Origin of the sequence: Bacillus sp. EKM202B, assembly GCF_011066025.1 — a bacterium.
Classification (GTDB): Bacteria; Bacillota; Bacilli; order Bacillales; family Bacillaceae_G; genus Bacillus_A; species Bacillus_A toyonensis.
Map to the genome: position 1 here is coordinate 118,557 of NZ_JAAMNK010000005.1, position 15,505 is coordinate 134,061.

Sequence of the window (15,505 nt, forward strand, 5' to 3'; positions counted from 1 at the left end):
TGCCATATTCCATTATCTGCTATAATTTTCATGGAACAGATTAATAACTTCTTAATCATGTTTTTATTAATTTCGTTCTAAATATTTATAAATTATAATAAACAGTTTTAAAAGGTAGGGGTAACGATGAAATATGTTAGCATTCGAAAAAAACTACTGTTCACACTCTTAAGCATTTCTTCCTTATTTAGCATTGCTCTTATTGTTATTCTTTCATTTGCGATGCATCAAGCAAGTGAAATCGAAACGTTAAAGAATGATGTATCGAAAAGAGCAACGATTTTAAAAGAACGTGGCGATTGGTTCCAAGCACAGGTCGCTGGTTTACAAGAATATTTACTATCACATGACCAAAAAGGATTGAATAAATTCAACCGGGAAGGAAAAAAACTAGCTGATACTAGGGAGAAAGTAACAAGTGATAAAAAACTCCCAGAAGGAATGAAAGAGGCCATTTTAATGGGAGCAAAATGGCGCAGCGTCGTAGATAATGAAGTCCTCCCTCTTGCGCGTGAAGGAAAATGGGATGAAGCATCCAAAATTGCTCTTGCTCAAACAGATTATGTAAATGACCTTTTAAGTCGTTTTACTAAATATACAAATGAAGAAAATGACAAACGGGATGTATTAATTGCTGACGTAGAGTCTTCTTCATCCCTTATTCAATATATTATTTTCTTCTCACTCATTACATGTACATTAACATCTATTCTATTGGCATGGTGGTTCTCTGGTAAACTCGTTAAACCGATTCGACAAATTGATGCGAAGTTAAAAGAATTAGCTTCGCAAGATGGCGATTTAACCGCTAGATTACACGTAACGAGTAAAGATGAAATTGGTGACATTGCAAATTCCTTTAATCAAATGCTTGCTAACTTACAGCGTATAATAAAGCAAGTTCAACAAACATCAACAAGTGTAAAAGAAGCTTCTGAAAATGTATTTATCGAAACAACTGCTTCTATGGAAAATACCACAAAATCGAAAGAGACTATGAATGCTCTTGTGCACAATATTCGTTCCCAAGTTTCTAGCATCGAAGAAAGTTCAACCGCAATGGATGATATCGCAACGGGTGTTCAGCGTATTGCAGAAACTGCATCTTCTGTCGCTAGCCTAGCTGTTACAACTTCTGAAAAAGCAGATGATGGAAATAAAGTCATTGAGAAGTCTATTACACAAATGCATACAATTAACGAAGCTGTTAACGCTACATCACAAGTGGTAGAGCGACTTATTACACATACGAATCATATTGATACTGCACTTCAATCTATTTCTAATATTGCCGAGCAGACGAATTTACTCGCTTTAAATGCTTCTATTGAAGCGGCCCGTGCTGGTGAACATGGAAAAGGATTCGCTGTTGTTGCCGATGAAGTACGAAAACTTGCTGAACAATCTCAGCTAGCAGCAACTGATATTAACCATTTACTTCATCAAATTCAAGCGGACACAAAAATAGCAAATGACATGATGACACAAGGTCAGTCAGAAGCTTCTGAAGGAATTACAGTCATTCGTACCGCTGGATCTTCATTCTCAGAAATTGTTAATCACATTAACAATTTATCTACACAAATACAAGAAATGTCTGCAACTACTGAAGAAATGGCCGCAAGTTCTGAAGAAATGAATGCAGCTTTAAATAATATCGCTTCTATTTCAAATGAAGTTGCTGCCGAAACATCACAAACAGCAACTTCAGCTGGTGACCAAGTAAACAAAATGAGTATCGTTGCTAAAAAATCATCAGAAATGAAAACAATTGTACAAGAACTTGAAGTGCTCGTTTCTCATTTCAAAACAAATGGTTAAAATGAAAATTCCATTTATACTTCTACGAACTCTAAATTGTTAGAAAGAGCGATTTAGAGTCTCTCTTTTTTCACGCTAAAATATCTCTTTCTATCTCCCATTCTGTCTGCTATAATTCCTAAAGGAAAGAGGAAAGCTTTATTCCTACTGGAATAAAGCTTTCTTTCAATTTTTTACATTAATTAATTCTAATACTAAGATTTTAAAAAGGAGGCTTTTTATCATATGAATTTTATAGGTATCAGAAAAAAACTAATGTTCATGATGGGAACGATTTGTGCTTTATTCGGCATTGCCTTAGCTTTTATTTTATTCTTTACCATGGATCAGTCTCATAAAGCTGAAACATTACAAAAAGAAATTTCTCCTCTTGCAACAGAATTGAAAGAGCGCGGAGACGCTTATCAAGTACAACTTTCTGCTTTAAGAGGTTATTTGCTACAACATGATCAAGCCGAATTAGACAAGTTTAATGAGATGAGTAAACGTCTTGAAGATACAAAAGGGCAACTTCTTTCTAACCCTAACACTTCTCAGTCCGTGAAAAGCACAATGGAATTAGGATCCACTTGGAGAAAGTTCATTGAAGAGAAAGTATTCACTCTTGCAAAAGAACAAAAATGGGAAGAAGCTTTACAAGTAGCTTCTACAGAAAATGGTACTGTTTATAAAGTAATTGGTGATTTCACAAATTACAGTAATGAACAAGCTAAATTACGCGAACAATCTATTGAAAAAATCGATCAATCTTCACTACGAATTGAATATGTTGTCTTCTTATCACTTGTTATTTGTATTGTAACTGCAATTATTCTTGCATGGTGGTTCTCTGGTAAGCTTGTAAAACCAATTCAACAAATTGATATTAAGCTAAAAGAATTAGCCTCTCAAGAAGGCGACTTAACAGCCCGTCTACAAGTAAATAGCAATGATGAAATCGGTGCAATTGCATCATCGTTTAATAAAATGTTAGAAAACCTGCAACATATCATTAATCGTGTTCAAAAAACATCTGTAGAAGTACAAACAGCTTCTGAAAATATGCTAGAAAAGACTAATACATCACGCGAGGCAACAATACGAGTTCAAAGCTCGATGTCCAACTTAAATTCAAGTATTCAATCGCAAACTTCTAGTATGGAAGAAAGCTCAACTGCGATGGATGATATGGCAATAAGCGTTCAACGCATCGCTGAATCTGCTTCATCTGTAGCCGAACTTGCTGTAGCTACATCTGAACATGCTAACGATGGAAGTACTGTTATCCAAAAATCTGTTTCACAAATGACAACGATACATGAAGCTGTAAATGCTACATCAGAAGTAGTCGAACGTCTAATCACCCATACGAAATATATTGATACGGCTGTACAATCTATTTCTAATATCGCTGAGCAAACAAACTTACTTGCTTTAAACGCTTCTATTGAAGCAGCTCGTGCTGGTGAGCAAGGAAAAGGATTTGCTGTCGTAGCTGATGAAGTTCGTAAACTTGCGGAACAATCTAAAACTGCTGCAACAGATATTAACCAATTACTAAATCAAATTCAAAATGATACAGAAACAGCTAGTTCTATGATGTCTAAAGGTCGTTCTGAAGCATTTGAAGGCATTACTGTCGTTCGTGAGGCTGGTACTTCTTTCACAACAATTGTTGAACAAGTAAATAAAGTATCAACTCAAATGCAAGACATATCAGCAACTGCTGAAGAAATGGCTGCAAGCGCTGAAGAAATGAACGCTTCACTTAATAACATCGCTTCTATTTCAAATGAAGTATCTAGTGAAACAGCCGCAACGGCACAATCTGCTGAGCAGAAAGTTATTGTTATGAATGAAATGACAGTAACTGCAAGACAAATGAAACAAACGGTTGAAGAATTAGATCAACTCGTATCTCATTTTAAAACTGAATAGCTCAAAAAAATATTCCTCTTTCAAGAGGAATATTTTTTTGAGCTCATTTCCTGCACATTATACATATATCCGTTATAATGAGAATCGATATCATTAATCTGTAGGGGGTGCTACACATGTCACAACAAGCATTTGAAGAAAAATTATATGCAAACTTAGAAGCTGTTATTGATCCTGAACTAGGTGTTGATATTATCAATCTTGGATTAGTTTATGACGTTACAGCGGATGAAAATAATAATGCTATCATTACAATGACGATGACTTCTATCGGCTGCCCAATGGCTGGTCAAATCGTATCAGACGTTAAAAAAGTACTATCAACGAACGTACCTGAAGTAAACGAAATAGAAGTAAATGTCGTTTGGAATCCACCATGGTCGAAAGAACGTATGTCACGTATGGCGAAAATCGCATTAGGTATTCGTGACTAAATAAAGTGAAACTTTAATCAACCTACACCAATCCAGTGCTTGCTGGATAAAGAAAGACCTGACGTCATAGTCAGGTCTTTTTCTCTTATTATTTAACGCCTACTGCATCATAAGCTTTCGTTACAACTTGTAACTCTTTAGAGTTTTTACCATATAAATCTTCTGCTGACTGAAGTGCTGCTTGACGCATCATTTTAAAGTCAGAGTTTGCAGTTAAATATTTAGTAAGAGCACGGTAGTAAATTTTTTCTGTCGCTTCACGGCCCACTCCAGTTACTTTCACGCCGTAATGCGTGCCACCGTCAGATACTAAGTACGCAGCTTTATTGTTAATACTACTGTTAATATGAACGCCGCCATTATCAGCTGTTCCAGTATAGCGTTTATTGTAATGATCTGGGTAACCTTCACCTGGTTTTAATGGGTTTGGAATAGATGCTGGATCTTTCAGAGAACGAAGCGCATCACCAGGTTTACCAGGTGTATAAATATCAGCACCTAAATCCCAGCTCTTCTTCTCAACCATGACACCCATAATATCAGATAACGATTCATTTAACGCACCTGATTCATTTTTATAAACAAGGTTTGCTGTATGCTCAGTTACAGCATGTGTTAATTCGTGCCCGATAACATCTAGGCCAGCAGATAATGGAATAAATGTCTTGCCATCTCCATCACCATACATCATTTGGATACCGTTCCAAGCTGCGTTATTCCAGCTTTCTCCTACGTGAACAGAGGAGATCAGCTTCGCGCCTTTATCATCGAAAGAGTTACGGTTAAATGTCTTTTTGTAGTAATCGTATACTTTCCCTGCATTTACATGCGCATCAACCGCTGCTTTGTCATCAAAGAACTTATTTTTACTTTCTACTTCGACACCTGTATATCCAAACCATTGTGAGAATATGTTAAACCAGTTTTCATCCATATTCTCTGCATCAAACGTATGAACACCTTGTCCACGCTTACCATCAAATAAATGGAATGCTCCTGTCTTCTCATTTTGAGCAATTTCAAATGATTGTCTAGCACCTAATACTCCGTAACCAAATCCTGTAATGTTATCTACAGCATTATATTTCTCAATCACATTTCCATTTGTTGCATCAACAAAGTAATGCCAATAGCCTGGAGCTGGTTTTGAAATCGATGCCTTAACTAAGTATGCAAGATAGTAGTTTCCATCTTTTTCATACACAAATAAATCTTTTTTCACACCATCATAATTCTTTACTTTACCAACTTCTTTTTCAATATCTGCCTTTGCAATTGTTTCTGCTTGTTCTGCACTAATACTTGCAAAGGTAGGAATATTTTTATCCTCTAAATTCGGAATAACTTGTCCGAAGAATGCTTTTACATTATTCTCTTTATCTAGTGTAACAGTTTGGTCTGAACCATACACAGGAATGTTATTATGTTTCTCAACTAACTTCACATGTGTCGTACCAGATTCAGCATCTTTTTCTTCCCCAACGACATTAAAATGTGTTTCAATATTTCCTGCTAGTTTAAACATATCTTTTTTACTCTCTAAATATTGAAAGACCGTCTCTTTTTTATCTAGTCCTTCCGGTGCTTTCCATTCTTCACCTATGTATGCAGGTGTTTTAAATTCTTGATGATATTGAATTTTTTGTTCTTCTGCTTTCGTTGTCGTTGCTCCAAACGTTCCAAATCCCCCGGCGATAACAGTTAACGCTAATGCTGATGAAATGACTTGCTTTTTCACTATAACATTCCCCATTCCCATAAAGATTTTTGACACTTTTATAAAATTCTGAATTTTTAACCCGATACCTCTTCCAAAAATTTGAGAAACATTTTTCAGATAATTCCACACAAAAAGAGGACACCCTATCAGGTGTCCTCTTTTTTATAAACATTTTGTTATTTTTTTAGCTCAATTGCTAAATAGTGTGATTGCTCTTTCGCTTGAATATGAATATCTTCTTCTACTGCTTCTGCCGCATCGCGCATAACAAGTATCTCACCATTTATCACACTACTTCCTTCAATTTGTACAAGGTACAATTGACGGCCTTCTTTCACAGGAAAATGAATTTCTTTTCCTGCCTCTAACGATAAAGAATATAAATTCGCGTCTTGGTGAATTTGAATTGGCGCATCACCGTCCACTGGGGAAACCATATGGAACCACTCATTTTCACGTTTACTCCAATCAAATTTAAACTCACCATAGTTTGGTTTATGATCAGCACGGTCTGGTAAAATCCAAATTTGTAATAAACGCAATGTTTCATTTCCTAAATTATGTTCACTATGAAATACACCAGTACCAGCACTCATATATTGAACATGTCCACGCTCAATTGTTCCTCTATTCCCCATGCTATCTTCATGTGTTAAGGCACCATCTACAACGTAAGAAATGATTTCCATATCGCGGTGCGGATGCATATCAAACCCAGTTTGTGCCGCTACTAAATCATCGTTAATAACACGTAACGCTCCAAAACTCATATTATTTGGATTGTAATAATTAGCAAAGGAAAAATGAAAATGTGTATTTAACCAACCGTGATTTGCTCTACCCATATTTTTATGATCAACTTTTCTAAACATATCCTTCACCTCATATTATCTCGAATTCAAGATTTACTTTAAAATTGTTTCTTACTGTAATTTTTTTAGTAATTTTAATAATTGATTTTGTTCTTCTATATTTAATTTATGAAACTGCTCCGCTTGGAACGTTTCCTGGGGCGGGACGATCTCCTCATATAAAGCTCTTCCCGTTTCTGTTAACGAAATATATTTCGTAGTACCTTCTTGTTCACGCCCAATCCAGTCCAGCTGCTCCATTTTATTTAAAAGCTGCGTGACATTTCCTTTCGTAACAAATAGCTTCTTCCCAAGCTCTTGCTGCGTTAAACGATTATGTCCTCCAACTTGAGCTAGTACATCAAACTGAGCGGCAGATACATTCCATTTTTTCAAATGCTGATTCGTCTCACGAATACTCTTGTTATAAAAACGTGATAAACGAAACCATAATAGTAGTCCTAATCTATCTTCTGTTTTCATTTCATCACCTCGCTCGTTTCATACTATTAGTTTAGAACTAAACTTTATAGAAGTCAATTACTTATTTTTAGTAAGTAACAAAGGAAGCATAGCGCTATTTCTCCACTATGCTTACATCAATTTTCTATTTTTATATTCATCTAATTTCCTCTCCGCGAACTTCTTCGCATCTTTCTCAATCCATCTCTCTTCATACGATTTACTTCCAACATACAATACTTCTCTCTTATGCTGCATCGCATGGCGAAATTCATGCAGTAGTGTTTTAAGCACTTGCTCATACTCATCCCACATACAAACGAAAATTAATTGTTTTTCTTTATGATAAAAACCACCTACGGGGAATAAAAACTCCTCTTCCTCTTCCCCTAATGATAGAAGTACATGATTTGCATCACACGTATCGCAAAAAATAACTGGCGTTTTACATACTTCAATAAGAGAAAATAAATCCTCTCTAATCCTTTTGACATCCCAAGGAAGCTCCGAATCCAACACATACCAATTCTCCACCTGTTGATATACATTTTGAAACTGGAGTTCCATTTCTTTTTATTCCCCTTTCCAAGCTCTCTTTTTCTATATGTATGCCACAATATGGTAAATATTAAACATACTCTTTCCCCCTTTGAAAAATGACAATAAAAAGAACCTATATTAGTATAGGTTCTTTTCCATAATTACTTTTTTTTCATAATTTTTTTTAGTACAAAATAACCAATTGCGCAAACAATAGCAGCAAGTGCAAAATATTTCACATATGGCCCAGCTACTTTATTAATGCTTTCCCACTCTGAACCTAATTTAAATCCTAAATATACAAACACAATTGACCATGGAATAACAGCTAATGTAGTTAGCGTAATAAACTTAGCATGTGACATTTTCGCAATACCCGCTGGTATGGAAATAGCATGACGCACAACAGGAATAAAACGTGCCGTAAAGATAACGCCAGTTCCGTAACGATTAAACCAATCTTCTGCATAATCAATATGCTTTTTCTGAATTAAAATATATTTTCCATATCGCTCAAGAACAGGTCTTCCTCCGTATCGACCAATCCAATAAATAAATAGTTGTGCGATTACACCGCCAATTGTCCCGAACGCAACAGCTCCCCAAAATGTAATGCTTCCTGTTGATACTAAATAACCTGCATAAGACAATACGATTTCACTCGGAATAACTTCTAACATCAATCCAAGCATAATTCCCCAATAACCAAGTCCTTCTAGAAAAACTAAAACTGAATGAATCAACTCTCCTAACATCATTTACCTCTCTTTACTGTTTTCGTTACCAAAAATAAAAGTACAAGCAGTAAGTATCTTGTACTTTTACTTTTAAAATTTAGTTAGTCTTCGTATCCCACTTAAAGATTTTATTTAAAAATTTATATACATTCTTTGACTCTTTTGTCAGAAGTGGACCTAAGATGGATAGTATAAGCACGTATAGTGCTGAGAATGGTTTTAACACTGACATTAAACCACCTGCGATACCGATATTAGCCATAATGATGGAGAATTCTCCCCTTGAAACGATTGTTAATCCAATATTTGTAGAAGCTTTATGAGATAATCCAGCTTGTCTTCCTGCAATCATCCCTGCTACAAAGTTACCGATTATCGTAAGAAGTACCGCACCTAGCGTTAACCATATTGCTCCGCCTAACGAGAACGGATCGATACTTAACCCGAAGCTGAAGAAGAAAATTGCTCCGAAAAAGTCTCTAAATGGAACAACAAGATGTTCAATTCGATCACTATGCTCTGTCTCAGAGAAAACTAATCCTAAAAGAAGTGCTCCGATTGCTTCTGCAACGTGAATTGTTTCTGAAAAACCAGCGATGAAGAATAACGAAGCAAATACTACAATAATAAAGATTTCATCTGAACTAATATTGAGCAATTTATTTAATAACGGCGTTGCTTTTCTAGCCACAATAAAGAATAGAAGCATATATCCTAAAGCAATTCCAATTGAAGTAAGAGCACCTAAGAAGGAAGCATGATCCCCAAGTACTAAACCAGAAACGACTGATAAATATACAGCAAGGAATATATCTTCAAACATAATAATTCCTAAAATTAGTTCGGTTTCATTATTACCAGTTCTTCTTAAATCCACTAATACTTTCGCAACGATGGCACTAGAAGAAATCGTAATAATACCCGCAATAATTAAAATTTCTAGTAATGGGAATCCCATGATAAACCCGTATAATAATCCAAGTGAAAAGTTAATTAGAATATAGATTGTTCCACCAATCGCAATAGAACGTCCGGATTTAATTAGTTTCTTCATCGAAAATTCTAGCCCTAGATAGAAGAGAAGGAACAGAACGCCAATTCTTCCAAGGAAGGATATTACACTTGCACTTTCAATAAATTTGAGATCGATTACACCTATTGTCGGCGCGTGCGGCCCTACTAACATGCCAAGAACAATTAGAAAAGGAATTACTGAGAACTTAAACTTTCCAGCGATTACTGCTGCAATTGCCACTAGAACTAAAGCTGTACCAACTTCAAAAATTAAAGTATCCATCTAGTCAGTCCCCCTATTCGAAAGTAACTCATTAATAATTTTTTTAATTTCTTCTCTCTCACCTGAAACTACTAGCATATCGCCTTCTTCAATTACTGTTTCTGGTCCTGGATTAAATAGCTTTTTCATATTCTTTTTCATAACTGCAATTATCGTTACGCTATACGTTTTTCTTATTTCAAGATCACCAATTGTTTTTCCGATTGCTGGAGCTGCATTCTCCACTTTAAACCACTCAATCGCTAAACCTTCAAAGACCATCTCAACATTTTCTAATGCCCTAGGCTTATATACCATTCCACCTAATATTGCTGCAACTTGTCTTGCTTCTGAGTCACGTAATGAAATACTAGAAATACTTTCTTCATGATCTGAATCAAAATGATACATTTCTCTACGTCCGTCATCATGAATCACAATCACCATTTTTTCGTTACCTTTCGTAACGATTTGAAATTTATACCCAATACCTGGAAGTTCACTTTCTCTAATATTCATATTTAGCTCCTCCTCAACAATTTTATTTGAATTTTCTGTTTTTCAGTCTTTTGTTCATCCAACCAATTTTAGAAATTCTAACCACTCCGGATACTTATGATTTGGAAATCTTTTATTGTAATAATAAGTGGCCCCTAGAAAAATACTTGAAGATGTAACGATAAAAAATACATTGCTTCTCATTTTTAAACTCTCAAGGCTTACTTTCAATAAAGTTTCTTCTTTCAAATTATCCCCACTTTCTCGCTTTACATTTAGTTTTTTAAAATGTAAATAATTCTAAAAATATTACGATGTAACATAATCATAACATAAAACACATTTAAGTAACATCATTTTTTAGAAAAATTGATTCTAGTATATTTTTTGCATATAATTTTCTTATTACAGAAAAAAGGAAGTGTATTATATGGTTGATATCTTTAGCAGATTCCTTGAGGTAACGAATAATATTTTATGGTCATATATTCTTATTGCAATGCTAATCGGCTTCGGTCTTTATTTCTCTTTCAAATTAAAATTTGTCCAAATTACTCATTTCAGTGAGATGGTCAGTTTAATTAGTAAAGGATTTAATCGAAAAGAAAAAAAGAAAGATAGCATCTCTCCATTCCAAGCATTTTGCTTAAGTGCAGCCGCTCGCATTGGTATCGGGAACTTAGCTGGTGTAGCATTAGCAATTTCAATGGGAGGACCTGGTGCAATATTTTGGATGTGGTTTATCGCGATTCTCGGAGCAGCTACTAGTTTTGTAGAATGTACGCTCGCGCAAATTTATAAAGTAAAAGATGGACGCAGGTTCCGTGGTGGCCCAGCATATTACATGGAAAAAGGGTTAAACAAACGCTGGATGGGTGTCTGGTTTTCACTTCTTATTACAGTTGCGTACGGATTAATTTTCAATTCAGTACAAGCAAATACAGTAACAATAGCGTTTGAAAATGCTTTCGGATTAGAGCGAACGATCGTAGGAGCTATACTAGCTTTACTAGTTGCAGTTATTATTTTCGGCGGTATTAAGAGCATTTCACGCATTACAGAAATGATTGTTCCCCCAATGGCAATTGTTTATATTGGTGTGGCTATTTTTGTCGTGATTAACAACTTCAATATGTTACCAAGCATTTTCATGGAAATCTTTAACGGTGCATTCGGTTTAGACCAAGCCATCGCTGGTGGTATTGGAGCAGCTATCAAGTTCGGAATCCAACGCGGTTTATTCGCGACAGAAGCAGGTATGGGGAGCTCTCCTAATGCAGCAGCAACATCTGATGTATCTCATCCTGTAAAACAAGGACTTGTTCAAGCATTAGGTGTTTTCGTAGATACATTCTTAGTATGTACATCAACAGCGTTTATCGTATTATGTTCTGGACTTTACAAAGGATCAAATTTAGAAGGTATTGAATTAACACAGCAAGCATTAAGTTCACAAATTGGACCGTGGGCAAGCACTTTCTTAGCGATTATTATTTTCCTCTTCGCTTTCAGCTCCTTACTAGGAAACTACTATTATGGTGAAACAAATATCGCATTCATTAAAGAAAGCAAAACATGGTTAATGATTTATCGCGTTGCAGTTGTCGGAATGGTGTTCTTCGGATCAATCGCTGCCCTTCAAACTGTTTGGAGTTTAGCTGATTTATTCATGGGACTAATGGTATTCACAAACTTAATTGCCATCTCATTCCTTAGCAAATTTGCCTATGCAGCATTAGTAGACTACATTAAGCAAAAGAAACAAGGTAAAGATCCTGTCTTCCTTGCAAGTTCTATCCCTGGCTTAAAGAATACAGAGTGTTGGGATGGGCAGGATGTAGAAGAAAAACAAAAGGCTGTTTAACAAACAAAGGCCCTATTACTTCACCGTAATAGGGCCTTTTATTTACAACAGTTCATAATTTGTTCAAATTAATTCCAGCAAAAGGGTTGATTTATACAAATTACTAGATTATAATAATTATAAATTAGTAATTGATATAACATAACAACTCAAAAGGAGATTGATCATAATGAACAAACAAGTAATCGAAGTATTAAACAAACAAGTAGCAGACTGGAGCGTTTTATTTACAAAATTACACAACTTCCATTGGTACGTAAAAGGACCTCAATTCTTCACATTACACGAGAAATTCGAAGAACTTTACACAGAATCAGCTACTCACATCGATGAAATTGCAGAACGCATTTTAGCAATTGGCGGCAAACCAGTAGCAACAATGAAAGAATACTTAGAACTATCTTCTATTCAAGAAGCAGCTTACGGAGAAACTGCAGAAGGGATGGTCGAGGCAATCATGAAAGACTACGAAATGATGCTAGTCGAACTGAAAAAAGGCATGGAAATCGCTCAAGACTCTGACGATGAAATGACATCTGACCTACTACTAGGCATCTACACAGAACTAGAAAAACACGCTTGGATGCTACGTGCGTTCTTGAATCAATAATAGATTTTAAAGCGGAGGTAGCTTGCTCAGAATGTGAGGGGGATGGAGCTTTTAACGTAGAGGCGCTCTTTGCCTCGCAGGAAAAAGCGAAGCCACCGAACATTCTAGCTACCGGAGCTGGATATTATGTAAAAGCGGAAGCGACTCGTTCAGAGTCGCTTTTTTTATGTAATGGTTGCATTTAACGGTACACGAAATTATATCAACGATTTTTCAAATATATCGATCATAACTCGCAATATATCAACGATTTTTTCATTATATCGATCATTACAAGCAATATATCAACGATTCGACAAAGGATATCAATTTATCGACAAATCATGACAATATTAACACCCCCCTCGCCCTACTTTTATCAATATATTACAATCTCATCTATGTTAAAATATAGGAAACACCTTTTAGTAAAATAGATCCAAAAAGCTTTTCCAAATTCATCATTTACTACTTAAATGGCGGGAGTGGTTCAGTTGAAAGACTACTTAATTAGAGCATTTTTTGCGTTAATAACAGTTGGAATCGTCTTACTTATAGCTAATATTTTCAATATACGTGTCGAGGTGAAAGACTATGCTTTCCTCGTTGTCGTAGCAATTGGTGGCGGCTGGGGTGGCTGGTACCTGTATAAAAAACAAAGTAATCAAAATGATAAAGGCATTCCAAAGTAATATGGAATGCCTTCTTTTATTTCCGTCTATAATAAATAACAAAATTCAAACCACTGATACAACCAATCGCAATAAACATAGAAAACGATTGTCCATCTCCACCTAGACTATATTCATCAATGATAAATCCAGACATAAACAATGTTATCGCTGAAACACCAACACACAATATCGAAATAAACCAAAGCGAAAACTCATTAATCAGCTCTTTCTTCTGTCTTAAAACAATTAGCATAACAAGAATAGACGCTGCTAAAATACTTTTAAAAACAGGACGTAAATACACAAACTCCTCCATCTATTCCTCCTTTCCGAAAAACTATATATTCTAACATTAATATATTTAACTAAATTAAAAACACATGTCTTTTTACGATAAAAAAGACATGTGTTTCTATAAATCGCTATAAAAACGTACTATGATAATTGCTTCCACTTCGTCCCCAAGACAGGACGCTCGTAATTTTGGATTTCATGAATTAGTTTATCTGCCGTCTCAGCGGAAACAATTAACTCTTTATTCGATGGATTCATAAAGCCTTCTTCTGCTGCCCGTTCAACCATTTGCAAAATTGGTCCGTAAAAGTCTTTTATGTTCAATAAACCAACCGGCTTATTATGTATACCAATTTGTGACCAACATACTACTTCAAAGAGCTCTTCAAACGTTCCATATCCGCCTGGTAATGCAATGAAAGCATCCGCAAGCTCTGCCATTTTCGCCTTGCGCTCATGCATCGTTTCTACCTCAATTAATTCTGTTAATCCTGTATGTACGATTTCTCCTCGAAATAGACCACGCGGCATAACACCTGTTACACGTCCGCCTAAGCGAAGAACTTCGTTTGCTACTTCTCCCATTAATCCAACGCATGAACCACCGTATACGAGCTCATAGTCGTTCTCAACAAACATTTTTCCTAACTGGATTGCCTGCTCTTTAAACTCTGGTCTCTCCCCTAAATTGGAACCTGCAAACACACAAATCTTTCTCATTCCTACACCCCGAAACTATATATTGTTATGATACAATTGACATTGTACAACATATTGAGGAGATGAGGAAGAAATGGATATCGTTGCATTTCAAAGATGGGTTGAGGAATTTTACGAAAAACGAAGCTGGTCACAGTATAATGCCTTTATTCGCTTAAATTTCTTAACTGAAGAAGTTGGAGAAGTTTCACGAGTTGTTCGCGCTATTGAAATCGGCCGCGATCGTCCCGATGAAGATGCGAAAACAGAAGAAGAGCTAAAACAAGAACTAAAAGAAGAACTTGGTGATGTACTATCTAACCTTATTATTCTTTCGCAAAAATATGATTTGGATTTACAAGACATTATGGACGCACACGTCACAAAGCTTTCGAAAAGGTTCGAAGCACTCAAATGAGAATATTATCAATTATGGTATAATATTCTTGTCACAATAATAAGGGGGATTTTATGTTATCTAAAAAATTGCACGACGCATTAAATGAACAAATGAACTTTGAATTTTACTCTGCCCACGCTTATATGGCAATGGCTGCTTACTGTACAGCTGAGAGCTATGATGGATTCGCTAACTTTTTCCTTGTACAAGCTGAAGAAGAGCGTTTCCACGCAATGAAGCTTTACAACTATATTAACGACCGCGGTGAGCGCGCTATTATTACTGGATTCGATAATCCAAATAACGAATATGAATCTGTATTGAACGCTTTTGAAATCGCACTTGAGCACGAGCGTGAAGTAACGAAACGTATTTATCACTTATCTGATATTGCTTGGGATGAGCGTGAGCATGCAACAATTACATTCTTAAAATGGTTCGTTGATGAGCAAGTAGAAGAAGAAGCTTCATTCGATAGCATCATTCAAAAATTAAAACGTATTACAAGCGATTCAAACGCACTATTTATGCTAGATGCTGAATTAGAGAAACGTACATTTACGCCTCCAGCTGAGTAATATTTTAATCACCTTAATGAGTGTATTAAGGTGATTTTTTTATTTGCTTTCTATCTTAAAATCACCTTAAATTTCCTAGCATTTGACATAGAACCAGTTAAGGAATGGTATTATCTTCAATATAAAGTTCAACTAATCGGGCCTTTACGGG

The 15,505-nt window shown here is 35.7% G+C and carries 17 protein-coding genes; 8 read left to right on the top strand and 9 right to left on the bottom strand.

Annotation, left to right across the window (positions count from 1 at the left end):
- The first annotated feature begins 126 nt into the window (after nucleotides 1-126).
- From G9F74_RS08900 to G9F74_RS08910, 3 genes are all read left to right on the top strand, one after another.
- Complete coding sequence (locus G9F74_RS08900; RefSeq protein WP_000878426.1) at nucleotides 127-1,821, top strand: methyl-accepting chemotaxis protein; 1,695 nt, start codon at nucleotides 127-129, stop codon at nucleotides 1,819-1,821.
- A 225-nt stretch (nucleotides 1,822-2,046) separates the two neighbouring features.
- Entirely contained in the window at nucleotides 2,047-3,738 is a 1,692-nt protein-coding gene (locus G9F74_RS08905) for a methyl-accepting chemotaxis protein (RefSeq protein WP_016107215.1), read from the top strand.
- Nucleotides 3,739-3,854: 116 nt separating this feature from the next.
- Entirely contained in the window at nucleotides 3,855-4,172 is a 318-nt protein-coding gene (locus G9F74_RS08910; RefSeq protein WP_000082520.1) for a metal-sulfur cluster assembly factor, read from the top strand.
- Between the two features lie 88 nt (nucleotides 4,173-4,260).
- Here the strand turns inward: G9F74_RS08910 and nprB are convergent, their stop codons facing one another.
- From nprB to G9F74_RS08945, 7 genes are all read right to left on the bottom strand, one after another.
- Nucleotides 4,261-5,910 (bottom strand): neutral protease NprB, encoded by a 1,650-nt coding sequence (gene nprB, locus G9F74_RS08915; RefSeq protein WP_033668206.1) that lies wholly within the window; start codon nucleotides 5,908-5,910, stop codon nucleotides 4,261-4,263.
- 158 nt (nucleotides 5,911-6,068) lie between these two features.
- The gene (locus G9F74_RS08920; protein WP_000488949.1) at nucleotides 6,069-6,764 is read right to left on the bottom strand and encodes a pirin family protein; all 696 of its coding nucleotides are present in this window, start codon (nucleotides 6,762-6,764) and stop codon (nucleotides 6,069-6,071) included.
- A 51-nt stretch (nucleotides 6,765-6,815) separates the two neighbouring features.
- Nucleotides 6,816-7,226 carry a MarR family winged helix-turn-helix transcriptional regulator gene (locus G9F74_RS08925; protein ID WP_000845485.1) on the bottom strand — a complete coding sequence of 137 codons (411 nt, stop codon included), beginning with the start codon at nucleotides 7,224-7,226 and terminating at the stop codon, nucleotides 6,816-6,818.
- A 111-nt stretch (nucleotides 7,227-7,337) separates the two neighbouring features.
- Nucleotides 7,338-7,772, bottom strand: coding sequence for a DUF3920 family protein (locus tag G9F74_RS08930; protein ID WP_000422813.1), 435 nt, complete (start codon nucleotides 7,770-7,772; stop codon nucleotides 7,338-7,340).
- Nucleotides 7,773-7,906: 134 nt separating this feature from the next.
- Nucleotides 7,907-8,500: an undecaprenyl phosphate transporter UptA gene (gene uptA / locus G9F74_RS08935; protein ID WP_000900210.1), complete on the bottom strand. Its 594-nt coding sequence runs from the start codon at nucleotides 8,498-8,500 to the stop codon at nucleotides 7,907-7,909.
- Nucleotides 8,501-8,579: 79 nt separating this feature from the next.
- Nucleotides 8,580-9,779: a cation:proton antiporter gene (locus tag G9F74_RS08940; RefSeq protein WP_000380223.1), complete on the bottom strand. Its 1,200-nt coding sequence runs from the start codon at nucleotides 9,777-9,779 to the stop codon at nucleotides 8,580-8,582.
- The gene (locus G9F74_RS08945; protein WP_001026079.1) at nucleotides 9,780-10,277 is read right to left on the bottom strand and encodes a cation:proton antiporter regulatory subunit; all 498 of its coding nucleotides are present in this window, start codon (nucleotides 10,275-10,277) and stop codon (nucleotides 9,780-9,782) included. It abuts the gene before it with no gap.
- A gap of 409 nt (nucleotides 10,278-10,686) precedes the next feature.
- On the opposite strand from G9F74_RS08945, the gene G9F74_RS08950 reads away from it, so the two are divergent.
- The 3 genes from G9F74_RS08950 to G9F74_RS08960 all read left to right on the top strand — a co-directional run bounded on the left by G9F74_RS08950 (nucleotide 10,687) and on the right by G9F74_RS08960 (nucleotide 13,401).
- Nucleotides 10,687-12,120: an alanine/glycine:cation symporter family protein gene (locus tag G9F74_RS08950; protein WP_000227598.1), complete on the top strand. Its 1,434-nt coding sequence runs from the start codon at nucleotides 10,687-10,689 to the stop codon at nucleotides 12,118-12,120.
- 169 nt (nucleotides 12,121-12,289) lie between these two features.
- Entirely contained in the window at nucleotides 12,290-12,730 is a 441-nt protein-coding gene (locus tag G9F74_RS08955) for a Dps family protein (protein ID WP_001041895.1), read from the top strand.
- A gap of 473 nt (nucleotides 12,731-13,203) precedes the next feature.
- Nucleotides 13,204-13,401, top strand: a complete 198-nt coding sequence (locus G9F74_RS08960; RefSeq protein WP_000656329.1) for a hypothetical protein — start codon at nucleotides 13,204-13,206, stop codon at nucleotides 13,399-13,401.
- A 16-nt stretch (nucleotides 13,402-13,417) separates the two neighbouring features.
- On the opposite strand, the gene G9F74_RS08965 is transcribed toward G9F74_RS08960, so the two are convergent.
- The gene (locus G9F74_RS08965) at nucleotides 13,418-13,699 is read right to left on the bottom strand and encodes a hypothetical protein (RefSeq protein WP_000390904.1); all 282 of its coding nucleotides are present in this window, start codon (nucleotides 13,697-13,699) and stop codon (nucleotides 13,418-13,420) included.
- A gap of 119 nt (nucleotides 13,700-13,818) precedes the next feature.
- Nucleotides 13,819-14,397 (bottom strand): LOG family protein, encoded by a 579-nt coding sequence (locus G9F74_RS08970; RefSeq protein WP_001225748.1) that lies wholly within the window; start codon nucleotides 14,395-14,397, stop codon nucleotides 13,819-13,821.
- 73 nt (nucleotides 14,398-14,470) lie between these two features.
- Between G9F74_RS08970 and G9F74_RS08975 the strand changes: the two genes are divergently transcribed.
- On the top strand, nucleotides 14,471-14,794 hold the full coding sequence (locus G9F74_RS08975) for a MazG nucleotide pyrophosphohydrolase domain-containing protein (RefSeq protein ID WP_000355745.1): 324 nt from the start codon (nucleotides 14,471-14,473) through the stop codon (nucleotides 14,792-14,794).
- 53 nt (nucleotides 14,795-14,847) lie between these two features.
- Nucleotides 14,848-15,354, top strand: a complete 507-nt coding sequence (locus G9F74_RS08980; protein WP_016107217.1) for a ferritin — start codon at nucleotides 14,848-14,850, stop codon at nucleotides 15,352-15,354.
- The last annotated feature ends 151 nt before the right edge of the window (nucleotides 15,355-15,505 follow it).